Raw genomic sequence first — 23552 nt, 5'->3', positions numbered from 1 at the left:
CACCTCCACCCCGCCGCCACCTCCCCCGCAGGCCGCGAGCAGCAGCGTGATGCCCGCGAGTGCCGCCGTCCGGTGCAGCCGCACAGGCGGGGTGGAGGTGTGTTGTGTTTGTTGCACGGGTTTGTCTCCTGCGTTGGAATGAAATCGAACGAGCGTCCGATTCTGTTCAGCAGCGAGGCCCCACGCAATCGGTGTTCGCCTACAGGACGAGGCCCGCAGCGGCCCACCCTCCGAGGGCTCAGTTGTCCTGCGACGCCCAGTCGACCAGCGCGTCGAATGCCGCGCGCGCCGCGCCCGCGTTCTCGCCGTTGGCGATGGCCACCAGCACATAGCGCCGCCCGCTCGCGCCGTCCACGAAGCCAGCCACGCCCGAGGCGTCGCGCAGCGTGCCGGTCTTCAGGTGGGCCGAGCCGCCCGAGCGCAGCGTGCGCTTCTTGAGCGTGCCGTCCACGCCCATGGCGGGCAGCGAGGACATCAGCTCCGGCATGACCGGCGAGCGCCACGCCACCTGCAGCATCTTGCCCAGCGCCGCGGCGCTGATGCGCTCGTCGCGCGACAGGCCCGAGCCGTTCTCGAACACCGGCTGCGCCTCGCCCGTGCCGATGCGCTCGCGCCACCACTGGCCCAGCGCGGTGCGCGAGGCCTCGAAGGTGCCGCGGTTCTTCTGCGTGAGCCCGATGGTCAGGAACAGCTGCTGCGCCATCACGTTGTTGCTGTACTTGTTGATGTCGCGAATCACCTCGGCCAGCGGCGGCGACTCGAACTCGAACGCCGGCTTCAGCCCCGCCGGCACGCGCCCCTCGCGCATCTGCCCGCCCACGCGCCCGCCCATCTCGGCCCACAGGCCGCCGATGGCGCGCAGGGCGTAGGTGCGCGGGTCGCCGTAGGCCACGGCCCAGCTCTTCTCGCCGCAGCCGGCAGGCAGGCCGCCGTTGAAGCGGATGCGGTTCACGTCGCTGAAGTCGGCGCGCAGGGCCGTGCGCCAGTCGCCGCATTCGCCGGGCACCAGCGGCACGGTCGCAGGCATGGCCACGCTGGCCAGCGGGGGCTCGTAGCTCACACGGGCGACCTGGCCCGCGCGGTCGGGCGCGAAGGTCATGTTGACCGACTTGAAGTTCACCAGCAGCGCGTCGGGCGAGGCGTTGTACGGGCGCAGCGGCTCGCCGTCGAAGGCGCCCGGGTCGCCCTCCACGGTGGTCTCGAAGGCGCTGCGGTCGATCACGATGTCGCCGCTCACCGTGGTGATGCCCAGCCCCTGCACGTGGCGCAGCAGCAGCCACACGCGCTCCAGCACCAGCTTGGGATCGCCCTGGCCCTTGATGTAGAGGTTGCCGTTGAGCACGTCGTTGGCCACCGTGCCTTCGACGTAGACCGGCGTGGTCCAGCTGTAGGCCGCGCCGAGCATGTCGAGCGCGGCGTAGGTGGTGACCAGCTTCATGATCGACGCCGGGTTCACCGGCACCTGGGTGCGCCAGGCCAGGCGGGGCTGGCGTGTGCCGTCGGCTTCGGCCACCAGCATGGTGACGGACTCGCGCGGCACCTTGGCGCGGGCGAGGGCGGCGTCGACTTGCGGGGGAAGGGCTTGAACCTGCTGCGCGAAGGCTGCGGCCGGGGCCAGCAAGGAAACGAGGGGAAAGGTCAGTGCGCAGGCCGCGCGGCGGAGGGCAAGAGGCATCCGCCCATTATCCAGACGCGAGTGACGCAGCGAACACGTGCAGCTTCGCGTGGTAGAGCAGCATCACCGTCTTGGCGTCGGCGATGCGCCCGTCGGCCACCATGGCCAGCGCCTCGTCGATGCCCAGCTCCAGCACCTCGATGTCCTCGCCTTCCTCCGCCAGGCCGCCGCCCGCGCCGATGCGCATCGAGGGCTCGTAGGGCGCGATGAAGAAGTGCAGCTTCTCGGTCACCGAACCCGGGCTCATGAAGCTCTCGAAGATCTTCTGCACGTTGCCGAGCCGCAGGCCCAGTTCTTCCTCGACCTCGGCGCGGATGCGTTCCTCCGGCGCGGCGTTGTCCAGCAGGCCGGCCGCGGCCTCGATCAGCAGGTCGTCGTGGCCGTTGACGAAGGCCGGGTAGCGGAACTGGCGCGTCAGCAGCACCGTGCGCTGCCCCAGGTTGTAGGGCAGCAGCGTGGCGCCGTTGCCGCGGTCGTAGGTTTCGCGGTGCATGCGCTGCCACTGGCCGTCGTTGCGGCGCCAGTCGAAGGCGGTGGTGCGCAGCGTGTACCAGTGGTCGGAAAGCAGGGTGACTTCGTGCACCCGGACGCGGTCTTGGAGGGTCATGGGCGGCGAGCATATGTGCATGTTCGTGCAAAAACAAGAAAAAACGTGCAATCGGCTGTTCGGGCCGATACCATCGACCGATGCTCACCCGCCAGCGCAAGCAACACATCCTCTCGGTCCTGAAGCGCAACGGCCACGTCGTGGCGAAGGCGCTCAGCGACGAACTCGGCCTGTCGGAAGACACGCTGCGCCGCGACCTGCGCGAGCTGGCGGCCGAGGGGCTGCTGCTTCGCGTGCACGGCGGCGCGTTGCCGATCGCGCCGGCCGAGGCCGACTTCGCCGGGCGGCAGCAGCTCGCGCCCGACGAAAAAGTGGCCATCGGCCGCGCCGCCGCGCGCCTGGTGAAGCCAGGGCAGGTGGTGTTTGTCGACGGCGGCACCACCGCCGTGCAGCTCGCGCGCCACCTGCCGAAAAGCCTGCAGGCCACCGTGGTCACGCACAGCCCGTCGGTGGCGGTCGAGCTGGTGGCCCATGCCGGCATCGAGGTGGTGCTGATCGGCGGGCGCCTGTTCAAGCACTCCATGGTGGCGGTCGGCTCGGCGGCGATGGCGGCCATTGCGCGCATCCATGCGGACACGTACTTCATGGGCGTCACCGGCGTGCACGCCGAGGCCGGGCTCACCACGGGCGACCTGGAAGAGGCGGAGATCAAGCGCGCGCTGATGGCGGCGGCGGCCGAGACGGTGGTGCTGGCCTCGTCGGAGAAGCTGGGCGCGGCCTCGGCCTGGGTGGTCAACCCGGTGGGCGCGGCCACCCGCCTGCTGGTGTCGCCCGATGCGCCGGCCAAGGCGCTGGCGCCGCTGCGCAAGGCGGGGCTGGCGATTCTGCGGAGCGATGACGAGGGGTGAGCGCGGGATGAGCGTGGGATGAGCGTGGGGTGAAGGCCGGGTCACGGCAGGAATGGGGCCGCCCCTCGATAATCGGCGCATGCCCCTCGCCTTGCCCAAGCTGCTTGCCTTCGACACCAGCACCGAGCACCTGTCCGTGGCCGTGCTGCACGGCGACACGCTGCGCGCGCACAACGGCGTGGGCGGCGCCCAGGCCTCGGCCACGCTGCTCCCGCTGATCCAGCAACTGCTGGCCGACGCCGGCCTCGCGCTGTCCGAACTCGACGCCATCGTCTTCGGACGCGGCCCCGGCTCGTTCACCGGCCTGCGCACCGCCTGCTCGGTGGCGCAAGGGCTGGCCTTCGGCGCCAAGGTGCCGCTGGTGCCGGTCGACACCCTGCTGGCCGTGGCCGAGGAGGCGCGCCATGCCTTCGGCGCGCAGCAGGTGGTGGCCGCGCTCGACGCCCGCATGGACCAGATCTACGCCGCGCGCTACGACTTCGCCGCCCACGGCCCGCTCGGCGGCGACGACGAACCGCTGCTGCTGTCGCCCGAAGCGCTCGAAGTGCCGCCCGGCTGGGCGCTCGCCGGCACCGCCTTCGCCGCCTACGGTCCGCGCCTGGCCCCGGCCGCCGCCCGCCACGATGCCCTGCCGAGCGCCACCGCCTTGCTGCGGCTGGCCCCCGCGCTGCTCGCGGCAGGGCGCACCGTGCCGGCGGCACAGGCCTGGCCGCTGTACGTTCGCGATAAAGTGGCGCAGACCACCGAAGAGCGCGCGGCCATCAAGGCAGCCGCCGCCGCCCTCTGACACACCCACCCCCGACCCCGCATGAGCGCCGTCCTCCAGCCCGTCGAAGCCCGCCTCGAACCGCTCACCATCGAGCGGATCGATGCGGTGTGCGCGGTCGAGCAGACGGCCTACAGCCACCCGTGGACGCGCGCCAACTTCACCGACTCCATGGCCGTGGGCTACCACTGCCAGTGCCTGCTGGCGCCCGGCGTGGCGCAGGGTGTGCGCTCGCCGGTCACCGAACTGGGCGAAACGCTGATCGGCTATTTCGTCGCCATGAAGGGCGTGGACGAGGTGCACCTGCTGAACATCACCGTGGCGCCGGCCTTCCAGCGCCAGGGCTGGGCGCCGCTCATGCTCGAGGCCCTGGGCGGCTGGTCGCGCGCCGAGAGCGCGCAGTGGCTGTGGCTCGAAGTGCGCCAGAGCAACCAGCGCGCGCTCGACATCTACCTGCGTCACGGTTTTCGCAGCGTCGGCGTGCGCAAGGGCTATTACCCGGCCCATGACAACAAGCGTGAAGACGCGGTCGTCATGAGCCTGCGATTGAATGAAACAGGCACCGCCTGGGGAGCCTTGCGATGAGTGCCGTGCAGACATTGAAGCTCGACGCGCGCCAGCGCGCGATGCTCGACGAGATGGGTGTGAAGGTCTGGTGGCCCGTGCCGGAGGTCACCGAAGCGGTCGAGGCGGCGCCAGCTGCTATTGAAACAGTAGCGGCATACGCAGATGTGGCGCGCGCAGATGAGCGAAACGAGGCCGAAATGCCGGTCTCCGCACCGGCGCCCGCTCCTGCGCCTGCGCCTGCGCCTGCGCCTGCACATGTTGCCCGACCCGCCATGGCGCCCGCGCCGGCCGCCCGTCCGGCCGCCGCGGCCCAGCCTCAGGGGGCCGCCGTGCTGGTCGAAGCGCCCTGCCGCCTCTATGCCGAAGCCGGCGCCGAACCCGCGCAAGGCGGCTGGCTCGTCGTCGCCGACATGCCGCCCGAGGCCGACGGCCGCCACGGCGAGCCCTTCGCGGGCGACGCCGGCCGCCTGCTCGACAACATGCTGCGCGCCCTGAAGCTGCACGACGGCCGCACGCCCGTGCACCTCGTGCGCACCCACCGCGGCGTGGCCGCCGGCCAGCCCGGCAGCCCGCGCGCGATGGACGAGGCCTTCGGCGAACACGCCGCCGCGCTCGCCCCGCGCGTCGTGCTGGCCATGGGCCCACTGGCCGCGCAAGGCCTGATGCAAAGCGGCGACCCGCTGGGCAAGCTGCGCGGGCGCGTCGTGCCGCTGGCTGGCGTCGACGGCGCGTCGGTGGTGGCGACGTATCACCCCGCGTACCTGCTGCGCAATCCTGCCGACAAGGCGCGCGCCTGGGCCGACCTGTGCCTGGCCGCGGAACAGCACACTCCCACGCCATCGCCCTGAGGGGCTCGCTGGCTCAAACAGGGGCGCAGGCAGGCGCTGAAACAGCTGCCGGAGCGGGGCCGCCTAAAATCCCGGCCCATGACTTTCCTCGACAAGCTGGCCGCCGCACAGCAAAAAAACGGTTCGTTGCTCTGCGTGGGGCTCGATCCCGAGCCCGCCAGGTTCCCGGGGCAACTCAAGGGCGACGCCAGCCGCATCTATGACTTCTGCGCGCGCATCGTCGACGCGACGGCCGACCTGGTCATCGCCTTCAAGCCGCAGATCGCCTATTTCGCGGCGCACCGCGCCGAGGCGCAGCTCGAGCAGCTCATGGAGCACATGCGCCGCAACGCGCCCCACGTGCCCACCATCCTGGACGCCAAGCGCGGCGACATCGGCTCCACCGCCGAGCAGTACGCGCTGGAAGCCTTCGAACGCTACGGCGCCGACGCCGTCACGCTGTCGCCCTTCATGGGTTTCGACTCGGTGGCGCCCTACCTCAAGCACGAAGGCAAGGGCGCCTTCCTGCTGTGCCGCACCAGCAACCCCGGGGGCTCCGACCTGCAGGGGCAGCGGCTGGCGGACGTGGAGGGCCAGCCCTTCCTGTACGAACACGTCGCCAAGCTGGCGCAGGGGCCGTGGAACCTCAACGGCCAGCTCGGCCTGGTGGTGGGCGCGACCTATCCGGCGGAAATCGAGCGCGTGCGCGAGCTCGCGCCGACCGTGCCGCTGCTGATTCCGGGCGTCGGCGCCCAGGGCGGCGACGCGGTGGCCACGGTGCGCGCCGGCTGGCGTGCGGACGCGCCGATCATCGTGAACTCGTCGCGCGCGATCATCTATGCATCGTCGGGCGACGACTTCGCCGATGCGGCGAAGAACGCGGCGCGCAGCACGCGCGACGCGCTGGAAGCCGCCAAGGCCTGAGCGACATCAGGCGCGGCGCAGCCGGGTGAACAGCTCGAACTCCCAGTTGCGCATGCCCAGCAGCAGCGTGTAGCCCTCGCGGTCCTTGGCCGACAGCTTCTGGTCGGTCTGGTGCTGCTGCGCAAAGTCCTGCGCCACGCGCTGCAGGCGCTCCAGGAACGCCGGCGCCAGCGAGCGGCTGATCGAGCCGTGCACCAGCAGCAGCCCCTCGGCCGGCCCGTCGAAGCCGCCGCGGTAGTAGTCGAGCACCACGTTCTCGCGGAAGAACTCCATCACCGGGCCGTGCGGGCGCCAGCGGAAGGTCTTGGCCAGCTTCAGGCGATACCGGTTCAGCGGCCGCAGCTCGATGATGCCGATGCGGTCCAGCTGCGCCAGGCAGCCGATGCACTCAGCCTCGCTGATGCGGTAGGCCGTCACGATCTGCTCCAGCGTCCACTGGCTCAGCACGCTGATGGCCACCAGCAGCAGCTTCTTGTCTTTCACCACCGCCTTTTCCTGCTCCTGCGTCAGCTCCTTGAGCAGCGGCTGGGCGTCGGCCACGCGGCGGGCCAGCTCGGCAAAGTCGATCTTCAGCGCGCGGCAGATGGCGTCCACCCGCGACAGCGGCATGTCGCTCTTGGCCAGCATCCGCTTGACGCTGGACTCCGCCATGTCCAGCGACCGGGCCAGGTCGGCGTAGGTCATGCGGGCGCTTTTGAGTTCGTTCTTGAGGGCTTGGACGAGGTCGACGGTGGTGCTCATGAAGGTTCAGGTCAGGCGGAAGGTATTGAAAGAAGATACCCAAGGGTGTGAATTAGTACCTCGTATCGATTCTCGATGCCTGCAGGAAGGCTGGCAACCAGAATCCGCGGCTTGTTACCCCACCCACCGAGGCCCGCCATGCATCTGCCCTCTCTCAGCCGCCGCGAACGCGGACTGCTTTTCACCTTCGCGCTGCTCACGCTGATCGCCATCTTCGGCCCCGAGCTGCCGGCCGCCGACGTCGCCATCGCCTCGGTGTTCGCCGACGACCGCGGCTGGCACGGCCTGCCCAATGCCATGGACGTGCTGAGCAACATTCCGTTCGTGGTGGTCGGCCTGTGGGGCCTGTACCGGCTCAACCGCATCGACCGCTCGCACCAGCAGGCGCTGTCGGCGTTTCCGCTGGCCCCGCCGGCCAGCGACCCGCCCGACAACACGCTCGACTGCGCCTGGCTGTTCTTCGCCGGCCTGATCGCCGCCGCCGCGGGCTCGGCCTTCTACCATCTCGTGCCCGACGCCCCCCGGCTCGCCGCGGACCGCGCCGGCATGGCGGTGGCCTTCGCGGGGCTGATCGGCGTGGCGGTGTGCGAGCGGGTGAGCCAGCGCGCCGGCTGGCCCGCCGCCTGGTTCGTGCTCACGGCCGGCCTGCTGTCGGCCGAGGTGTTCCAGGAGAGCGGCAACGTGCTGCCCTGGGCGCTGGTGCAGTTCGGCGGCATGGCGCTGGTGCTCACGCTGGCGCTGTCCACGCCGATGCGCAAGTCGGTCGGGCTGAAGCTGGGCTGGGTGATCTTCTTCTATGTGGTGGCCAAGGGGTTCGAGCTGGCCGACCACCAGATCTACGAGTTCACGCGGCACACGGTGTCGGGCCACTCGCTCAAGCACCTCACGGCGGCGCTGGCCGGCCTGCCGGTGGTGTTCGCCCTGCGCAAGCTCGAAATGCGCTGGCAAGCCGCGCTGCGGCACAATCCGGGCGCCGCCGCCGTGGCAGCCTGAGGAGAATTCTTCGAATGACAAACCCCGCCGCTGCTGCAGCCACTCCCGTGGTCCACGAAGCGAACGCCCACGCCAACCAGTTCGCCCTCCTCAAGCAGCGGCGCTTCGCGCCTTTCTTCTGGACCCAGTTCGCCGGCGCGGCGAACGACAACCTCTTCAAGTTCGCCTTCACCGTCATGGTGACCTACCAGCTGCAGCTCAGCTGGATGCCGCCGGCCATGGCGGGCCTGGCGATCGGGGCGCTGTTCATCCTGCCGTTCCTGCTGTTCTCGGCCACGGCCGGCCAGCTGACCGACAAGTTCGACAAGACGAAGATGATCCGCTTCGTCAAGAACCTCGAGATCGCGATCATGTTCATCGCGGCCTGGGGCTTCGTCACCGCCAATGCGGTGGTGCTGCTGGGCTGCGTGTTCCTGATGGGGCTGCACTCCACGCTGTTCGGGCCGGTCAAGTTCGCCTACCTGCCGCAGGTGCTCGACGCGCGCGAACTCACGGGCGGCAACGGCATGGTCGAGATGGGCACCTTCGTGGCCATCCTGCTGGGCCAGGTGGCGGGCGGGCTGCTGGTGGCGGTGCCGCAGGTCGGCCACATGAGCGTGGCCGTGGCCTGCGTGCTGCTGGCGCTGGTGGGGCGCGGCGTGGCGCAGGCCATTCCGCAGGCGCCGGCCACCGACCCCGCGCTGGTCATCAACTGGAACCCGTTCAGCGAGACCTGGCGCAACCTGAAGCTGGCGCATCAGAACGTGGTGGTGTTCCGCTCGCTGCTGGGCATCTCGTGGATGTGGTTCTTCGGCGCGGTGTTCCTGAGCCAGTTTCCGAGCTTCGCCAAGGAAGTGCTGCACGGCGACGAGCAGGTGGCCTCGCTGCTGCTGGTGGTGTTCTCGATCGGCATCGGCGTCGGCTCGCTGCTGTGCGAGACGCTGAGCCGCCGGCAGGTCGAGATCGGCCTGGTGCCGCTGGGGGCCATCGGCATGAGCGTGTTCGCGATCGACCTGTACTTCGCCTCGCGCGGCCTGCCGCAGGTGCCCGAGATGGGCATCGGCAGCTTCGTGCGCCAGGGCGCCCACTGGCGCGTGATGGCCGACCTGGGGCTGCTGTCGCTGTTCGCGGGGCTGTACAGCGTGCCGATGTACGCGCTCATCCAGCTGCGCAGCCAGCCCACGCACCGCGCACGCATCATCGCGGCAAACAACATCCTCAATGCGCTCTTCATGATCGGCAGCTCGGTCATCGCCGGCGCGCTGCTGGGTGCTGGCTTCACCATTCCGCAGATCTTCCTGTTCACCGGCATCGCCAATGCGGTGGTGGCCTTCTACATCTTCATGCTGGTGCCCGAATACCTGCTGCGCTTCGTGGCGTGGGTGCTGTCGCGCTTCGTCTACCGCTTCGACATCAAGGGCGACGAGCACATTCCGACCGAGGGCGCGGCCGTGCTGGTGTGCAACCACGTGAGCTTCATCGACGCGGTGCTGCTGATGGCGGCGAGCCCGCGGCCCATCCGCTTCATCATGGACCACCGCATCTTCAAGGTGCCGGTGCTGGGCTGGCTGTTCAAGCTGGCCAAGGCCATTCCCATCGCGCCGCAGAAGGAAGACCCGGCCGCCTACGAAGCGGCCTTCGCCAAGGCGCTGGGCGTGCTGCGCGAGGGCGACCTGCTCGCCATCTTCCCCGAGGGCGCCATCACCCGCGACGGCACGCTGCAGCCCTTCAAGGGCGGCGTGATGAAGATCATCGAGAGCGTCCGCGCCGAGGGCCTGGAGCCGCCCGTGATCCCGATGGCGCTGACCAACCTGTGGGGCTCGTACTTCAGCCGCATCGAGCTGCGCGGCGGCCAGAACGTGGCCATGGCCAAGCCCTTCCGCCGCGGCTTCTACAGCCGCGTCGGGCTGAACGTGGGCACGGCCGTGCCGCCGCTCGAAGTGCAACCGGCGTCGCTGCACCAGCGCGTGAGCGGGTTGCTCGGCGCCTGAAAGTAGCTCCCTGAGATACCGGTGGCGCCGCAAGCCGCCACCGTTGCAAGCATTCAAGCCTCGCGGTGCGGGAGCGAACCATCATTCGCCCACCTTCACTACGCCGCGAGGCACACATGCAACCCCTTTCATCCACGACCGTTTCCATCCAGCGCGATTCGCGGGCCTGGCAGTTCCAGACCTGGGCCTCTTTCGCGATCGCCGTCTTCCTGTGCGCCACCGGCTTGAGCTGGCTGCCGGGCGAGGCGCTGGACCGGGCGTTCATGGTGATGGGCTACGTGTTCTGCCTGAGCACGGCGTTCATGCTGTCCAAGTTCATCCGCGACGGCGAGCAGGCCGCCGCGGCCGCCGCTGGCTCCGCCACCGGCCGCGACGTGCCCCTGTGGCGCCTGGTGGTCTGGGGCAGCTTCTTCACCGCGATGGGCCTGACCGCGTGGGGCCTCGTGCGCATGGAGATCAATGACGCCTACAAGGCCTTCCTGGGCGTGAGCTGGTTGTTCCTCGTGAGCTCGGCCTTCACGCTGGCCAAGACGCTGCGCGACCGCCATGAAGCCGACATGGCCGAGGCCCGCCTGCAAGGCCGCCGCCTGGCCCGTGCCGAAGCTGCCGGCACCACGGAATAAGCAGTGCCCGAACAACGAAAGACCGTCATGAAAAAGTCCATTGCCGCCGTCCTGCTCGCTGCCTGCACGGCCTTTGCCGGTGTCGCGTTGCCTTTGCAGGCCCAGGCGCAGAGCGACGCCTCCGCGGCCCTGTCGATGATGCCGGTCGCCTCGGTGCTGGTCGCCGGCTCGGCGGTCGGCGCGTCGGCCACGGCGGTGGTCGCGGTGCCTGCCGCGCTGTCGGTGGGCGGCGCCACGCTCGTGGTGGTCGCGGTCGAAGCCTCGGTCGACGGCACGGTGTACGTGCTCGAACGCGCCTCGGACGGTGCACGCGCCAGCATCAAGGTGGCCGGACGCGCGGCCAACGGCGTGTCGAATGCCGTGGGCACCAGCGTGCTGGTCAGCGTGATCGGCGCGGGTGTGGTGCTGTCGGCCGCCGGCGAGGTGCTGGCCTTCGTGCCCAACGCCATCGGCCGGGCGCTGCTCCACAACGAGAGACTGTCGTGAAGCGCGCGCTTTCCCTTTCCGCCGCCGCCGTGTTTGCCGTCGTCGTTGCCGCGGCGGCGCTGCCGATGCAGGCGCAGGCCGGGCGCTCTTGCGAGCAGGCCAGGCCGACGCTCGCGGTCATCGTCAAGGGCATGCAGCTGGCCGAGCGCACCTCCCAGGCGCTCGACGCCAGCGGCGCGCGCGTGGTGATCCTGGCGCGCGCCGGGCAGGACCTGGGCAAGTACGGCCTGCGCTACTCGCACCTGGGCATCGCCTACAAGACCGACGCCGGCACGTGGCGCGTGGTGCACAAGCTCAACCAGTGCGGCACCGCGGTGGCGGACGTCTACCGCCAGGGGCTGGGCGAGTTCTTCCTCGACGACCTGTGGCGCTACGAGGCCGCCTGGGTGGTGCCTGCACCTGCCGTGCAGGCGCAGCTGATGGCCGCGCTCAACGAGCCGCCCGCGCGCATCGTGCGGCTGCACACCGCGCCGTACAGCATCGTGGGCTACGCCTGGGGCCAGAAGTACCAGCAGTCGAACCAGTGGGCGGTCGAGACGCTGGCCGCCGCCATGGAGCCCGCCACCGTCAACAGCCGCGCGCAGGCGCAGGCGTGGCTGCAGTTCAAGGGCTACGAGCCGACCACGCTGAAGCTCGGGCCGCTCACGCGGCTGGGCGGTCGCGTGGGCTCGGCCAACGTGGCCTTCGACGACCACCCGAACGACAAGCGCTTCAGCGACCGCATCGAGACCGTGACGGTCGACTCGGTGTTCGCATGGCTGCCGCGCGCCGGCCTGAGCGCGGCGCCCGTCACCCTCAGGATTCAATGAACAAGCAAGAAAGAACGGCATGAGCAAATCCCTGCGTCTGTCAGAAAAGTGGTTCCGCCGCGGCCTGTGGCTGGTGGCGTTCGTGTTCGCGAGCTTCCTCATCGGGCTGGGCAGCACGATCGTGGGCGACCTGCCGCAGGTCGAGCGCGTGCGCGGCATCGACGACTTCATCGACCTGCGCGCCGCGCAGCCGTTGCGCGCGACCATCGCGGCCTCGGAAGCCACCGAGCTGCAGGCCGCGCGCGACCTCGACCAGATCCGCCTGCAGCTGCAGGCCGCGCAGCAGGCCAATGCCAATGCGCGCGAGACCTTCGGCAACTGGCTCGCCACGCGACGCGCCACCGCGCAGCCCGACCAGGACACCGAGCTCATCGCGCGCACCAAGGCGCTCGACGCCTTCAAGCGCAAGGAAGAAGAGGTGCAGCGCCAGGTCAACGCGCAGCAGCAGATCACGCTGGACGCGCGCCAGGCCGAGCAGCGCGCACGCACCGCGCTCGCCGAACTGGAGCGCGACGCGCAAGTAAAGCTCGACGCCGAGTACCGCCGCATCGAACTGCGCGTGTTCGGCTACCGCCTGGCGCTCACGCTGCCGCTGCTGGTGGTGGCCGGCTGGCTGTTCGCGAAGAAGCGCAAGAGCACCTACTGGCCGTTCGTGTGGGGCTTCATCTTCTTCGCGCTGTTCGCCTTCTTCGTCGAACTGGTGCCTTACCTGCCGAGCTACGGCGGCTATGTGCGCTACGTGGTGGGCATCGTGCTGACGGTGATCGTGGGGCGCTATGCCATCGTCGCGCTCAACCGCTACCTGGCGCGCCAGAAGCTCGCCGAGCAGCAGCCCGACCAGGTGCGGCGCGAAGAGCTCAGCTACGACACCGCGCTCGCGCGCCTGGGCAAGGGCGTGTGCCCCGGCTGCGAGCGCCCGGTGGACCTGAAGAACGGCGAGATCGACTTCTGCCCGCACTGCGGCATCGGCCTGTACGACCACTGCGGCGTGTGCGAGACGCGCAAGAGCGCGTTCTCCAAGTTCTGCCACGCCTGCGGCACCTCGGCGGCCGCGCCCGAATTGCCGCCGTTGGTGGCGCAGCCTGCGAACTAGGTCACGCACCGCGCCGCTTCGACACACCGTGTAGCGGGAGCGCCGCAGGCCCGTGCTACAACCTGCGGCTGCGACACGAATGTTGCCGCAGGTTATCAATCCCTCATTCCACGGAGCACTCGCATGAGCATTTTCGGCAGCATCCTCTCCAAGATCTTCCCGTCCGCGAACGCCGCGCCTGCACCCGCACCTGCTGCGCCGGCCGCGCCTGCTCCCGCCGGCGCACCCGCGGCCGCCGCGCCGCCGCCCGCCATCACGGTGGTGGACGTCGAGGCCCTGCTCGACGGCATGCCCGGCGCGAGCAGCCTGAACTGGCGCACCTCCATCGTCGACCTGATGAAGCTGCTGGGCCTGGACAGCAGCCTGGACGCCCGCAAGCAGCTGGCCGCCGAACTGAGCTACGGCGCCGACACCAGCGACAGCGCCAAGATGAACATCTGGCTGCATCGCCAGGTGATGACCAAGCTGGCCGCCAACGGCGGCAAGGTGCCCGCAGAGCTGCGCGACTGAGCAAAAGGCAATAGCGAGATTTTTTCAGGAACACCGCGGAACCGGCTTCGCCGGGCCGCAGGTGTTGCCCCCGGCAGGGGGTTGGCGAAGCGACACGAAGTGCGCGTAGCCTGGGGGCGAGCCTGTTTCAGGTCCAGCCGGCATCCACGACATAGTCTTGCGCGGTGCACATGCGCGAGTCGTCCGCGGCCAGGAACAGCGCCATCGCCGCGATGTCCTCGGCCATCACGCGGCCCGGCAGGCACTGCGCCGCGTCGATCTCCGCGCCCGACTCGGGCTTGACCCACAGCTGGATCTGCCGCTCGGTCATCACCCAGCCCGGCACGATCGAATTCACGCGGATGTTCTGCTTGCCCAGGTCGCGCGCCAGCGAACGCGTGAGGCCGCGCGCCGCGGCCTTGCAGGCCTGGTAGACGGGGTAGCCCTTGCCCTTGATCATCCAGCTGATCGAGCCGAAGTTGACGATCGAGCCGCCGCCCAGCGCGCGCATGTCGTCGGCCACCGCCTGCGCGGCGAAGAACTGGTGCTTGAAGTTGACGGCCACGAGCCGGTCGAAGTCGTCGCTGGTCACATCGGCCATCTCGTGGCGGCGGTCGTTGGCGGCGTTGTTCAGCAGCACGGCGATCGGGCCGAAGCGTTGGCGCACCGCGTCGATGGCGGCGGCGAGCGCGGCCGTGTCGGTCACGTCGCAGGCCACGAACAGGGCCGGGTGTTCGCCCTGCAACTGCGCCGCGAGCGCGTCGCCGGCGGCGGTGTCGAGGTCGCAGAAGCCGACCTTCGCGCCCTGCGCATGAAAGGCCCGCACCAGCGATTCGCCGATGCCGCTGGCACCGCCGGAGATGAACACGGTGCGCCCGGCCAGCGAGGGGTAGCGGGCGGTGTAGGGAGAGGATGCGTTGGTCATGGGCGTGCGGCAACAGCAGTGGGAACGGACAGCGAGCCTACCGGATGCGAATGCCCATGGCCAGGCCAGTGCCAGGTTGGTTCCAGGTTGGTGCCGACGGGCCGCGGCCCGCACGCCCGTCAGACGCCGCGCGCGCGCTCCGACTTGAACCGCGCGCGGAATTCCGTGAACGTGCCCGCATCCAGCGCCGCGCGGATCTCGGTCATCAGGTTCAGGTAGTAGTGCAGGTTGTGGATGGTGCACAGCATCGGCCCGAGCATTTCGCCGCAGCGGTCCAGGTGATGCAGGTAGGCGCGGCTGAAGCCTTCGCGTCCGCCGTCGTTCCACGACACGCCGGACGTTCCCGCGCACGCATGGCAGGTGCAGCTCGGGTCGACCGGCTGCGGGTCGGTCTTGTGGCGCGCGTTGCGCATCTTCAGGTCGCCGAAGCGGGTGAACATGGTGCCGTTGCGCGCATTGCGCGTGGGCATCACGCAGTCGAACATGTCCACGCCGTCGGCCACGCCCTGCACCAGGTCTTCGGGCGTGCCCACGCCCATCAGGTAGCGCGGCTTGTTCGCGGGCAGCCGGTGCGGCGTGTGGCCCATGATGTGCAGCATCTCTTCCTTGGGCTCGCCCACGCTGACGCCGCCGACGGCATAGCCTGGAAAGTCCATGTCGACCAGCGCGGCCAGCGACTCCTCGCGCAGGTTCTCGAACATGCCGCCCTGCACGATGCCGAAGAGGGCGTTCGGGTTTTCCAGCCGCGCGAACTCGGTCTGGCAGCGCCTGGCCCAGCGCAGGCTGAGCTCCATCGAGACGCGCGCCTCGGCCTCGGTCGTGATGTGGCCCTGGGTGTCGTAGGGCGTGCACTCGTCGAACTGCATCACGATGTCGCTGTTCAGCACGGTCTGGATCTGCATCGACACCTCGGGCGTCAGGAACAGCTTGTCGCCGTTGACGGGCGAGGCGAACTTCACGCCCTCTTCGCTGATCTTGCGCATCGCGCCCAGCGACCACACCTGGAAGCCGCCCGAGTCGGTGAGGATGGGCTTGTTCCACTTCTCGAACTGGTGCAGGCCGCCGAAGCTTCGCATCACGTCCTGGCCCGGGCGCATCCACAGGTGGAAGGTGTTGCCCAAAATGATCTGCGCGCCCATTTCTTCGAGGCTGCGCGGCATCACGCCCTTGACCGTGCCGTAGGTGCCCACGGGCATGAAGATCGGCGTCTGCACCTTGCCGTGGTTGAGCGTGAGCGTGGCGCGGCGCGCGTGGCTGTCGGGGTCGGTCTTGAGGAGTTCGAAGTTCAGCATGTCGTTCAGTCCGTGTGTCGTGCGAGCAGCATGGCGTCGCCGTAGCTGAAGAAGCGGTAGCCGCCGGAGATTGCGTGGGCATACAGCGCCATCACGGGCTCGTAGCCCGCAAGGGCCGAGACCAGCATCATCAGCGTGCTCTTGGGCAGGTGAAAGTTCGTCACCAGCAGGTCGACGTGCTGGAACGCAAAGCCCGGCGTGATGAAGATGCGGGTGTCGCCCGCGGCCTCGCCGGTCTTGGCCCATGACTCCAGCGTGCGCACGGTGGTCGTGCCCACCGCCACCACGCGCCCGCCGCGCGCCTTGCACTCGGCAATGGCGCGCTGCGTGGCCTCGGGCACTTCGTAGCGCTCGGCGTGCATCGTGTGCTCTGCAATGTTCTCGGTCTTCACCGGCTGGAAGGTGCCCGCGCCCACGTGCAGCGTGACGCTCGCACGCTGCACGCCGCGCGCTTCGAGTTCGTCCAGCAGGCCCTGGTCGAAGTGCAATGCGGCCGTGGGCGCGGCCACCGCGCCGGGCACGCGCGCGAACACGGTCTGGTAGCGGCTTTCGTCGTCGGCGGAATCGGTGTGCGTGATGTAGGGCGGCAGCGGCACGTGGCCGCAGCGCTGCATCAGCGCATACGGGTCTTCGCCCGCGTCGCTTTCGAAGCCGAAGCGAAACAGCGCGCCGTCTTCCTCGGGCCAGCGGCCCAGGAGCGTCGCGCGGAACCCGCCGACCATCTGCAGCGTAGTGCCGACCGGCGGCTTCTTGCTCACCTTCATGTGGGCAACGACCTCTTGGCCCTGCAGCACACGTTCGACCAGCAGTTCGAGCTTGCCGCCGGTCGGCTTCTCGCCGAACAGGCGCGCCTTGACCACGCGCGTGTCGTTGAAGACCAGCAGGTCGCCCGCGCGCAGCAGCGAAGGCAGGCTCTTGAAGATGCGGTCGACCGGGGCGGGGCCTGTGCCGTCGAGAAGACGGGAGGCGGTGCGTTCGGTGGCCGGGTGTTGCGCCACCAGATCGGGTGGCAGGGCGAAATCGAAATCGGAGAGCGTGAAGGCGCGCATGGTGCTTGAGGGCCGGACGGGCCCGTTCCAAGGAAGACGGCCGGCATTCTCCCATGCCGAGAAAACCGGGCCGCGGCGTGAGGCTGCACGGGGTTGCCGAGGCAGAATCAGCGGATGGTCGATTCACAAGCAGCCCGCGTTTCTTCGGGGTCCGAACCGGGCGTTGCCCCCGGCCCCTCCGAAGGCGAGCTCTTCAAGAAAATTCTCGGCCGGGCCTGGCAGGGCCTGCACCCGGACATTCGCCGCCGCTTCGACAAGAACCCCTCGCCGGGCAAGGCGCTGCACTACCTGGGCTCGCTCAGCGAGCTGCGTTGCTCGCGCTTCGGCCGGCTGCTCGGCCACCTGACGCAGCCGATGATCCAGGGCGCGCTCATTCCCTACAGCGACAGCCACTTTCCCGTGGAGATCCAGGTCTACGCGAAGCCGGATGACCCGGCCATCTACAAGCAGCGCATCTACCGCCTGCACGGCCGAAAGCCCATCCAGTTCACCAGCTTCATGCGCGAGAGCGAGCGCGGCGAGGTGCTGGAGTACGTGGGCATGGGCCTGGGCATGAAGCTGGTGCTGAGCGTGGAAAACGGCAGCCTGCACTTCCAGAGCGACGGCTACTTCTGGGACCTGTTCGGCTGGCGCATTCCGTTGCCGGGCCTGTTCACGCCGGGCAAGACCTTTCTCTGGCACCACAACGAAACGCCCGAGCGCTTCAACATCCGCATCGAGATCCGCCACTGCCTGATGGGCACCACCTTCACCCAGGTCGGCGTGTTCGAGGAAGTGCCGGAACCGAAAGCCCCCCGATGATCGACACCCACCTTCTGGCCCTGCAGCTCATGGCCGCCCAGGGCGCGCTCGGCGCCTTCGACACGCTCTACCACCACGAGGGCACCGAGGCGCTGCCGCGGCGCGCCACGGCGGGGCGCGAGTTGTCGATCCACGCCACGCGCTCGTCCATCTATTGCGCGCTGTTCATCGGCCTGTCGTCGTGGGCCTGGCACGGCGCTTGGGCGTGGGTGTTGCTGGCGGTGTTCGGCGTGGAGATCGTGCTCACGCTGTGGGACTTCGTGGTCGAGGACGGCAGCCGCCTGCTGCCGCCGACGGAGCGGGTCACGCACACGGTGCTGGCCATCAATGCGGGTGCGTTCATCGCGCTGTTGGCGATGAATGCGGTCGACTGGGCCGCGCAGCCGACGGCCATGGTGTGGCAGCCGTACGGCTGGCTCAGTGCCTTCCTGGCGTTGTGCGGCGTGGGCGTGGGCGTGTCCGGGTTGTGCGACGGGCTTGCGGCGCGCGCGATCTTCAAGCGCCAGAAGCAGGCGCACGCGCGCGACGTGCAGGCGCCGGTGCGCTTCGGTTCGAAGCCGCAGCGCGTGCTGGTCACGGGCGGCACCGGCTTCATCGGCCAGTTGCTCGTGCGCCAGCTGCTCGCCGACGGCCATGCAGTGACGGTATGGACGCGCGACGCGCGCTCGGCCGCCTGGGGCTTCGGCGGCGCGGTGCGCTGTGTGCAGTCGCTCGAACAGGTGCCCGACGACATCGACGTGGTCGTCAACCTTGCGGGCGCGCGCATCCTGGGCATGCGCTGGAGCGAGCGGCGCCAGCAGCAGCTGCTGCAAAGCCGCGAGGGGCTGACGCAGCAGCTGGTCGCGTGGATCGCCGCGCGGCCGCGCAAGCCGTGGCTGCTGCTCTCGGGCTCGGCCATCGGCTACTACGGCGTGCAGCCGCAGGGCGACGCCACCGAGCTGGCCGAAGACGCGCCGCCGCAGGACATCTTCATGTCGCAGCTGTGCCGGCGCTGGGAGCAGGCCGCGCATGCGGCGGTGGCGCACGGCGTGCAGGTGGCCTGCATGCGCTTCGGCTTCGTGCTGGGCCACCAGGGCTCGTTGCCGCAGTTGCTGCTGCCGATTTCGCTGGGCATGGGCGGCCGGCTGGGCAGCGGGCGGCAGTGGCTGTCGTGGGTGCACGTGCACGACCTGGTCCGCGCCATGGCCCATGTGTGGACCGTGGCGGAAGGCACCGCCGGGCCCGCGACCGCGCAAGCCTGGAACTTCACCGCGCCCGGCGCGCTGAGCCAGGAGGAATTCACCCGCGTGGCCGCCGGCGTGCTGCACCGCCCCTGCTGGATGCCCACGCCCGCCGCGCCCGTCAAGCTGCTGCTCGGCGAACAGGCCGACCTGCTGCTCGAAGGCCAGCGCGTGGTGCCGGCGCGGCTGCTGCAGACCGACTTTCGCTTCGCGTTTCCCGATGCCCGCAGCGCCTTGACGGACCTTTGCCGCCCGCGCTAGAAGCCCTGCCTGTGCCCGCCAAGAAAGCCCCTTCCCCCGCTGCCGCCGCCGCCGCACCTGCGCCTGCGCCCGCAGGGCCGCCCGGCAGCGGCCTGAGCCTGGTGCAGCGCGCGCTGCGCAAGCTCGGCCTGGTGCGCGACATCGACTTCGCGCTGTACCTGCCGATGCGCTACGAGGACGAGACGCGCATCGTGCGGCTGGCCGACACGCGCGACGGCGACATGGCGCAGGTCGAGGGCGTGGTGACCGACTGCGAGGTGGTGTTCCGCCCGCGCCGCCAACTCATCGCCACCCTCGACGACGGCTCCGACACCTGCGAGCTGCGCTTCTTCAACTTCTATCCGTCGCAGCAGAAGCAGCTGGCGGTCGGCGCCAAGGTGCGCGTGCGCGGCGAGATGCGTGGCGGCTTCGTGGGGCGGCAGATGATGCATCCCACGGTCAAGGCGGCCGGCACCTCGCTGCCCAACGCGCTCACGCCGGTGTACTCGACCGTGGCCGGCCTCGCGCAGCCGGTGCTGCGGCGCGAGGTGCGCTCGGGCCTGGCGCGCGCGGTGCTCGACGAGACGATCCCGGTGCAGATCGGCCTGCGCGGCGCGTGGGACCTGCGCGCCGCGCTGAGCTTCCTGCACTACCCGACGCCGGACGTGTCCATCGCCGCGCTCGAAGACCACAGCCATCCGGCGTGGCAGCGCATCAAGGCCGAGGAACTGCTGGCGCAGCAGTTGTCGCAGCTGCAGGCCCGGCTGGAGCGCGCGGCGCAGCGCGCGCCGGTGCTGCCCTCATCCGCCGAGCCGGCCGCGGCCTCGCTGCATGCGCAGTTCCTGGCCGTGCTGCCCTTCGGCCTGACCGGCGCGCAGCAGCGCGTGGGCGAAGAGATCACGGCGGACCTGGGCCGCCCCATTCCCATGCACCGCCTGCTGCAGGGCGACGTGGGCTCGGGCAAGACGGTGGTCGCCGCGCTGGCGGCGGCGCGCTGCATCGACGCGGGCTTCCAGTGCGCGCTGATGGCGCCCACCGAAATCCTCGCGGCGCAGCATTTCGGCAAGCTGGTCGGCTGGCTCGACCCGCTGCTGGCCGAACGCGGCCTGCGCGTGGCATGGCTCACGGGCAGCCAGAAGAAGAAGGAGCGCGACGAGATGTCGGCCGCCGTCGAAAGCGGCCAGGCGGCGCTGGTCATCGGCACGCACGCGGTCATCTCGGAGAAGGTGCGCTTCAAGAAGCTCGCGCTGGCGATCATCGACGAGCAGCACCGCTTCGGCGTGGCGCAGCGCCTCGCCCTGCGCGGCAAGGCCAGCGGCGACCTGGAGCCGCACCTGCTGATGATGAGCGCCACCCCCATCCCGCGCACGCTGGCCATGAGCTACTACGCCGACCTCGACGTCTCCACGCTCGACGAGCTGCCGCCGGGCCGCACGCCCATCGTCACCAAGCTGGTGGCCGACCACCGGCGCGACGAGGTCATCGAGCGCATCCAGTCGCAGATATCACAGGGCCGCCAGGTCTACTGGGTGTGCCCGCTGATCGAGGAGAGCGAGGCGGTCGACCTGCGCAACGCCACCGAAACGCGCGAAGAACTGGCCGGCACGCTGGGCGATGCCATCCATGTCGGCCTGCTGCATTCGCGCATGCCCACGGCCGAGAAGCAGGCCGTGATGGCGGCGTTCACCGCCAATGAAATCCAGGTGCTGGTGAGCACGACCGTGATCGAAGTGGGCGTCGACGTGCCCAACGCCTCGCTCATGGTCATCGAGCATGCCGAGCGCTTCGGCCTGTCGCAGCTGCACCAGCTGCGCGGGCGCGTGGGGCGCGGCGCGGCGGCCTCGGCCTGCGTGCTGCTCTATGCGCCGGGCGACAGCGGGCGCGTGGGCGAGGCGGCGCGCGCGCGGCTCAAGGCCATGGCGGAAACGGGAGACGGCTTCGAGATCGCGCGGCGCGACCTGGAGATTCGCGGCCCGGGCGAGTTCCTGGGCGCGCGCCAGTCGGGCGCGCCGCTGCTGCGCTTCGCCGACCTGGCGACCGACACGCTGCTGCTCGACTGGGCGCGCGAGCTGGCGCCGGTGATGCTGCACAAGCACCCCGAGCTGGCCCAGCGGCACATCGACCGCTGGCTCGGCACCAAGGCCGAGTACCTGAAAGCCTGAAGACGCTCAGCCCGCCGGCCGGCGCGTGAACGCCAGGATCAGCCCGAAGCCGACCATCATGCTGCCGCTCACGCGGTTGAACCAGCGCATGGCGCGGCTGCCATCGGCCAGCCGGCGCATGCGTGCGCCGAGCATCGCGTAGAGCGCGATCGCGACCAGCTCGAACACCAGGAAGGTCACGCCCAGCAGCAGGTAGCTGGAGGCGTACGCGCCGGGCACCACGAACTGCGGAAAGAAGGCGGTGAATACCAGGATGGCCTTCGGGTTGCCCGCTGCCACGGTGAATTCCTGGCGCACCAGCGCGCGCATGGACAGCGGCGCCGAAGCGTCGCGCGACTGCACCTCGGCCGTGGGCGCCGGCGCACGCAGCAGCCGGATTCCGATCCACACCAGGTAGGCCGCGCCGATGTACTTGATGACGTCGAAGGCCATCTCCGACGCCACCAGCACCGCGCCCATGCCCAGCCCCGCGATGGCGATCATGATCGCGAAGGCCACGAGCCGCCCGCTGGCCGCCATGACGGCCGGCGACACGCCGTGCTTCGCGCCGTTGGTGACCGACAGCAGGTTGTTGGGGCCGAAGGCCATGTTGATGGCGAAGCAGGCCGGCAGGAAGAGCAGGTAGGCAGACAGGGTCATGGCGTCTCCTTGAAGTGGAAATGGTCAGTTGTCGAGGCCGTTTTCGGGCATCTGCCGCGCGTAGACGGCCAGCACGATGCGTTCGGAGTGAATGAGGTAGTCGTTGAGCGACGCCGAGCCCTCGGCGAACTTGCCGGCCTCGATGAGTTCGAGCAGCTTGGTGTTCATGTCCACGTAGGGCGCATGCAGGAACTCCGGGTCCTTCAGCAGGCCGAAGGCCAGCCGCAGCTCGACCAGGATGTGCGCGAACAAGATGTTCAGCCGTTCGCTGTCCGCCAGCTCCACGATGCCCTTGTGGAACTCCATGTTGGCCGTGCCCACGCCCAGCCAGTCGCCGGCGTCGCGGCATTTCAGCGCCGTTTCCACCGCCTCGCGCATGTGCTTCTTGGCCGGATGCCGCGGGTAGGCCTGCGCCAGCGCCTGGCATTCGATGAGCCGGCGCACCCGGTAGATGTCGATGATCGACGCGATGCTCGGCACCGCCACGAACACGCCGCGGTTGGGCGCGTGCTTGAGCAGCCCTTCCTTGGTCAGTGTGCGGAACACCTCGCGCAGGGTGTTGCGCGAAATCTCGAAGCTGTCGGCCAGCGCGGCCTCCGACAGCCGCTGCCCGGGCGAGAACTCGCCCTTCACGATCTTCTGGCGGATGAGTTCGGCGACCCGGTCGTTGAGCGTCTGCGTGCCGGCGGCCGGCGATGCGGGGGAAGTCGGGGAGGCCAGTGAAGTCATTCCGGAAGGGGGAGGATGGAAGGGGCGGGAAAACCGGGTGAACCCGGGCGAACCGGGCCCAGCAGAGTTTGCAGCAGAGTTTGCAGCAGATTCCGCTCCCGGATTGCAGGTTTCAGGCCATGGCCGATGCACCCGGAGCGGGCGCGATCAGGGTTTTCATGGGGTCACCCGGGCACTGTTGTTGGGCACACTCACCATGATTGTTCAACAATCTCTGATTAATGAGTGATTCAGGTGAAATCAATTGCTCATTCATTGGCACGAGGTTTGCATCAAGCGAAGGGCCGGCGCTCCCGCGCAAGGTGTCTCTGAATCCATAACGAAAGACCAACATGACTCCTGACATCCCTCATCTGTGGCCGCTGATCGGCGTGGCCGTGATCATTGCGGGCTTCATCCTGCGCTTCAATCCGATGCTGGTGGTGATCGTCACAGCCATCGTGACGGCGGCCGCGGCGGGCTTCGGGCCGATGGCCATCCTCACGGCCATCGGCAACGGGTTCATCAAGACGCGCAACCTGCCGCTGATCATTCTTCTGCCGCTGGCCGTCATCGGGCTGCTCGAGCGCCACGGCCTGCGCCAGCACGCGCAGAACTGGATCAGCCGCATCAAGTCGGCCACCGCCGGGCGCCTGCTGATCGTCTACCTCGCCGCGCGCGAACTCACCGCCGCCGTCGGCCTCACCAGCCTGGGCGGCCATCCGCAGATGGTTCGCCCGCTGCTCGCACCCATGGCCGAAGGCGCCACCGAGACCCGCTACGGCAAGCTGCCCGAGCGCCTGCGCCACAAGCTGCGCGCCTATGCCGCGGCCACCGACAACGTGGGCCTGTTCTTCGGCGAGGACATCTTCGTGGCTTTCGGCGCCATCGTGCTGATGAGCACCTTCCTGCACGAGGCCGGCATCGACGTGGAGCCGCTGCACATCGCGCTGTGGGGCATTCCGACGGCCATTGCCGCCTTCATCATCCACTCGTGGCGCCTGCGCCGGCTCGACCAGTCGATCGCGCGCGAAATGGCCGGTGAGAAGGCCCAAGACGCTGTCGTCGCACCTGTTGCGACCCAGGAAGGCCGCTGAT

Annotated in this window: 24 protein-coding genes; 16 read left to right on the top strand and 8 right to left on the bottom strand. The window is 69.4% G+C overall.

Features of this window, described 5'->3' with window-relative positions:
- Window positions 1-238 precede the first annotated feature (238 nt).
- Window positions 239-1675, bottom strand: a complete 1437-nt coding sequence (dacB, locus tag AC0IYU_RS30865; protein ID WP_472125115.1) for a D-alanyl-D-alanine carboxypeptidase/D-alanyl-D-alanine endopeptidase — start codon at window positions 1673-1675, stop codon at window positions 239-241.
- Between the two features lie 7 nt (window positions 1676-1682).
- The gene (locus AC0IYU_RS30860) at window positions 1683-2282 is read right to left on the bottom strand and encodes a GDP-mannose pyrophosphatase (protein WP_472125112.1); all 600 of its coding nucleotides are present in this window, start codon (window positions 2280-2282) and stop codon (window positions 1683-1685) included.
- A gap of 80 nt (window positions 2283-2362) precedes the next feature.
- Between AC0IYU_RS30860 and AC0IYU_RS30855 the strand changes: the two genes are divergently transcribed.
- The 5 genes from AC0IYU_RS30855 (at window position 2363) to pyrF (ending at window position 6214) form a co-directional block, all read left to right on the top strand.
- A complete protein-coding gene (locus AC0IYU_RS30855) occupies window positions 2363-3130 on the top strand; it encodes a DeoR/GlpR family DNA-binding transcription regulator (protein WP_472125109.1) in 768 nt (255 codons plus the stop codon).
- Window positions 3131-3209: 79 nt separating this feature from the next.
- Window positions 3210-3917 (top strand): tRNA (adenosine(37)-N6)-threonylcarbamoyltransferase complex dimerization subunit type 1 TsaB, encoded by a 708-nt coding sequence (gene tsaB / locus AC0IYU_RS30850; RefSeq protein ID WP_472125107.1) that lies wholly within the window; start codon window positions 3210-3212, stop codon window positions 3915-3917.
- A 21-nt stretch (window positions 3918-3938) separates the two neighbouring features.
- On the top strand, window positions 3939-4481 hold the full coding sequence (gene rimI / locus AC0IYU_RS30845; protein WP_435487564.1) for a ribosomal protein S18-alanine N-acetyltransferase: 543 nt from the start codon (window positions 3939-3941) through the stop codon (window positions 4479-4481).
- Window positions 4478-5311, top strand: a complete 834-nt coding sequence (locus AC0IYU_RS30840; RefSeq protein WP_472125104.1) for a uracil-DNA glycosylase — start codon at window positions 4478-4480, stop codon at window positions 5309-5311. The genes rimI and AC0IYU_RS30840 overlap by 4 nt, the downstream gene beginning before the upstream one ends.
- A 78-nt stretch (window positions 5312-5389) precedes the next feature.
- Window positions 5390-6214 carry an orotidine-5'-phosphate decarboxylase gene (gene pyrF, locus AC0IYU_RS30835; protein WP_472125102.1) on the top strand — a complete coding sequence of 275 codons (825 nt, stop codon included), beginning with the start codon at window positions 5390-5392 and terminating at the stop codon, window positions 6212-6214.
- Window positions 6215-6220: 6 nt separating this feature from the next.
- On the opposite strand, the gene AC0IYU_RS30830 is transcribed toward pyrF, so the two are convergent.
- Window positions 6221-6955, bottom strand: coding sequence for a helix-turn-helix domain-containing protein (locus AC0IYU_RS30830; protein WP_435437466.1), 735 nt, complete (start codon window positions 6953-6955; stop codon window positions 6221-6223).
- A 138-nt stretch (window positions 6956-7093) separates the two neighbouring features.
- On the opposite strand from AC0IYU_RS30830, the gene AC0IYU_RS30825 reads away from it, so the two are divergent.
- The 7 genes from AC0IYU_RS30825 (at window position 7094) to AC0IYU_RS30795 (ending at window position 13439) form a co-directional block, all read left to right on the top strand.
- A complete protein-coding gene (locus AC0IYU_RS30825; protein WP_435437467.1) occupies window positions 7094-7948 on the top strand; it encodes a hypothetical protein in 855 nt (284 codons plus the stop codon).
- Window positions 7949-7962: 14 nt separating this feature from the next.
- Window positions 7963-9918 (top strand): MFS transporter, encoded by a 1956-nt coding sequence (locus AC0IYU_RS30820; protein ID WP_472125099.1) that lies wholly within the window; start codon window positions 7963-7965, stop codon window positions 9916-9918.
- Window positions 9919-10034: 116 nt separating this feature from the next.
- The gene (locus tag AC0IYU_RS30815; RefSeq protein WP_435437469.1) at window positions 10035-10541 is read left to right on the top strand and encodes a YiaA/YiaB family inner membrane protein; all 507 of its coding nucleotides are present in this window, start codon (window positions 10035-10037) and stop codon (window positions 10539-10541) included.
- Window positions 10542-10568: 27 nt separating this feature from the next.
- Window positions 10569-11027, top strand: a complete 459-nt coding sequence (locus AC0IYU_RS30810; RefSeq protein WP_472125096.1) for a hypothetical protein — start codon at window positions 10569-10571, stop codon at window positions 11025-11027.
- A gap of 65 nt (window positions 11028-11092) precedes the next feature.
- Window positions 11093-11836: a DUF2145 domain-containing protein gene (locus AC0IYU_RS30805; RefSeq protein ID WP_472125126.1), complete on the top strand. Its 744-nt coding sequence runs from the start codon at window positions 11093-11095 to the stop codon at window positions 11834-11836.
- Between the two features lie 19 nt (window positions 11837-11855).
- Complete coding sequence (locus tag AC0IYU_RS30800) at window positions 11856-12929, top strand: serine endopeptidase (protein WP_472125093.1); 1074 nt, start codon at window positions 11856-11858, stop codon at window positions 12927-12929.
- Between the two features lie 123 nt (window positions 12930-13052).
- Entirely contained in the window at window positions 13053-13439 is a 387-nt protein-coding gene (locus tag AC0IYU_RS30795) for a DUF3597 domain-containing protein (RefSeq protein ID WP_435437472.1), read from the top strand.
- Between the two features lie 127 nt (window positions 13440-13566).
- Here the strand turns inward: AC0IYU_RS30795 and AC0IYU_RS30790 are convergent, their stop codons facing one another.
- The 3 genes from AC0IYU_RS30790 to queA form a co-directional block, all read right to left on the bottom strand.
- The gene (locus tag AC0IYU_RS30790; RefSeq protein ID WP_472125091.1) at window positions 13567-14343 is read right to left on the bottom strand and encodes an SDR family NAD(P)-dependent oxidoreductase; all 777 of its coding nucleotides are present in this window, start codon (window positions 14341-14343) and stop codon (window positions 13567-13569) included.
- A gap of 119 nt (window positions 14344-14462) precedes the next feature.
- Window positions 14463-15635, bottom strand: coding sequence for a tRNA guanosine(34) transglycosylase Tgt (gene tgt / locus AC0IYU_RS30785; protein ID WP_472125088.1), 1173 nt, complete (start codon window positions 15633-15635; stop codon window positions 14463-14465).
- A 5-nt stretch (window positions 15636-15640) separates the two neighbouring features.
- Window positions 15641-16684 carry a tRNA preQ1(34) S-adenosylmethionine ribosyltransferase-isomerase QueA gene (gene queA, locus AC0IYU_RS30780; protein WP_472125085.1) on the bottom strand — a complete coding sequence of 348 codons (1044 nt, stop codon included), beginning with the start codon at window positions 16682-16684 and terminating at the stop codon, window positions 15641-15643.
- A 114-nt stretch (window positions 16685-16798) separates the two neighbouring features.
- Here queA and AC0IYU_RS30775 point away from each other — a divergent pair, with 114 nt between their 5' ends.
- The 3 genes from AC0IYU_RS30775 to recG are packed head-to-tail and all read left to right on the top strand — an operon-like array spanning window position 16799 to window position 21107.
- A complete protein-coding gene (locus tag AC0IYU_RS30775; RefSeq protein WP_472125082.1) occupies window positions 16799-17485 on the top strand; it encodes a DUF4166 domain-containing protein in 687 nt (228 codons plus the stop codon).
- Entirely contained in the window at window positions 17482-18966 is a 1485-nt protein-coding gene (locus tag AC0IYU_RS30770; protein WP_472125079.1) for a TIGR01777 family oxidoreductase, read from the top strand. The genes AC0IYU_RS30775 and AC0IYU_RS30770 overlap by 4 nt, the downstream gene beginning before the upstream one ends.
- Before the next feature lie 5 nt (window positions 18967-18971).
- A complete protein-coding gene (gene recG, locus AC0IYU_RS30765; RefSeq protein ID WP_472125124.1) occupies window positions 18972-21107 on the top strand; it encodes an ATP-dependent DNA helicase RecG in 2136 nt (711 codons plus the stop codon).
- A gap of 6 nt (window positions 21108-21113) precedes the next feature.
- Here the strand turns inward: recG and AC0IYU_RS30760 are convergent, their stop codons facing one another.
- Window positions 21114-21746 (bottom strand): LysE family translocator, encoded by a 633-nt coding sequence (locus AC0IYU_RS30760; protein WP_435487550.1) that lies wholly within the window; start codon window positions 21744-21746, stop codon window positions 21114-21116.
- A gap of 24 nt (window positions 21747-21770) precedes the next feature.
- A complete protein-coding gene (locus AC0IYU_RS30755; RefSeq protein WP_472125076.1) occupies window positions 21771-22475 on the bottom strand; it encodes a GntR family transcriptional regulator in 705 nt (234 codons plus the stop codon).
- 332 nt (window positions 22476-22807) lie between these two features.
- Between AC0IYU_RS30755 and AC0IYU_RS30750 the strand changes: the two genes are divergently transcribed.
- A complete protein-coding gene (locus AC0IYU_RS30750; RefSeq protein WP_472125073.1) occupies window positions 22808-23551 on the top strand; it encodes a DUF969 domain-containing protein in 744 nt (247 codons plus the stop codon).
- The last annotated feature ends 1 nt before the right edge of the window (window position 23552 follow it).

The sequence above is a fragment of the Variovorax sp. AC103 genome (genome assembly GCF_979254005.1).
This window is presented reverse-complemented; position numbering and strand designations above follow the sequence as displayed.

Bases quoted from the DNA above. Each gene is read 5' to 3' on its own strand.
- dacB (WP_472125115.1), bottom strand. From the start codon at position 1,675: ATGCCTCTTGCCCTCCGCCGCGCGGCCTGCGCACTGACCTTTCCCCTC.
- AC0IYU_RS30860 (WP_472125112.1), bottom strand. From the start codon at position 2,282: ATGACCCTCCAAGACCGCGTCCGGGTGCACGAAGTCACCCTGCTTTCC.
- AC0IYU_RS30855 (WP_472125109.1), top strand. From the start codon at position 2,363: ATGCTCACCCGCCAGCGCAAGCAACACATCCTCTCGGTCCTGAAGCGC.
- tsaB (WP_472125107.1), top strand. From the start codon at position 3,210: ATGCCCCTCGCCTTGCCCAAGCTGCTTGCCTTCGACACCAGCACCGAG.
- rimI (WP_435487564.1), top strand. From the start codon at position 3,939: ATGAGCGCCGTCCTCCAGCCCGTCGAAGCCCGCCTCGAACCGCTCACC.
- AC0IYU_RS30840 (WP_472125104.1), top strand. From the start codon at position 4,478: ATGAGTGCCGTGCAGACATTGAAGCTCGACGCGCGCCAGCGCGCGATG.
- pyrF (WP_472125102.1), top strand. From the start codon at position 5,390: ATGACTTTCCTCGACAAGCTGGCCGCCGCACAGCAAAAAAACGGTTCG.
- AC0IYU_RS30830 (WP_435437466.1), bottom strand. From the start codon at position 6,955: ATGAGCACCACCGTCGACCTCGTCCAAGCCCTCAAGAACGAACTCAAA.
- AC0IYU_RS30825 (WP_435437467.1), top strand. From the start codon at position 7,094: ATGCATCTGCCCTCTCTCAGCCGCCGCGAACGCGGACTGCTTTTCACC.
- AC0IYU_RS30820 (WP_472125099.1), top strand. From the start codon at position 7,963: ATGACAAACCCCGCCGCTGCTGCAGCCACTCCCGTGGTCCACGAAGCG.
- AC0IYU_RS30815 (WP_435437469.1), top strand. From the start codon at position 10,035: ATGCAACCCCTTTCATCCACGACCGTTTCCATCCAGCGCGATTCGCGG.
- AC0IYU_RS30810 (WP_472125096.1), top strand. From the start codon at position 10,569: ATGAAAAAGTCCATTGCCGCCGTCCTGCTCGCTGCCTGCACGGCCTTT.
- AC0IYU_RS30805 (WP_472125126.1), top strand. From the start codon at position 11,093: ATGCAGGCGCAGGCCGGGCGCTCTTGCGAGCAGGCCAGGCCGACGCTC.
- AC0IYU_RS30800 (WP_472125093.1), top strand. From the start codon at position 11,856: ATGAGCAAATCCCTGCGTCTGTCAGAAAAGTGGTTCCGCCGCGGCCTG.
- AC0IYU_RS30795 (WP_435437472.1), top strand. From the start codon at position 13,053: ATGAGCATTTTCGGCAGCATCCTCTCCAAGATCTTCCCGTCCGCGAAC.
- AC0IYU_RS30790 (WP_472125091.1), bottom strand. From the start codon at position 14,343: ATGACCAACGCATCCTCTCCCTACACCGCCCGCTACCCCTCGCTGGCC.
- tgt (WP_472125088.1), bottom strand. From the start codon at position 15,635: ATGCTGAACTTCGAACTCCTCAAGACCGACCCCGACAGCCACGCGCGC.
- queA (WP_472125085.1), bottom strand. From the start codon at position 16,684: ATGCGCGCCTTCACGCTCTCCGATTTCGATTTCGCCCTGCCACCCGAT.
- AC0IYU_RS30775 (WP_472125082.1), top strand. From the start codon at position 16,799: ATGGTCGATTCACAAGCAGCCCGCGTTTCTTCGGGGTCCGAACCGGGC.
- AC0IYU_RS30770 (WP_472125079.1), top strand. From the start codon at position 17,482: ATGATCGACACCCACCTTCTGGCCCTGCAGCTCATGGCCGCCCAGGGC.
- AC0IYU_RS30760 (WP_435487550.1), bottom strand. From the start codon at position 21,746: ATGACCCTGTCTGCCTACCTGCTCTTCCTGCCGGCCTGCTTCGCCATC.
- AC0IYU_RS30755 (WP_472125076.1), bottom strand. From the start codon at position 22,475: ATGACTTCACTGGCCTCCCCGACTTCCCCCGCATCGCCGGCCGCCGGC.
- AC0IYU_RS30750 (WP_472125073.1), top strand. From the start codon at position 22,808: ATGACTCCTGACATCCCTCATCTGTGGCCGCTGATCGGCGTGGCCGTG.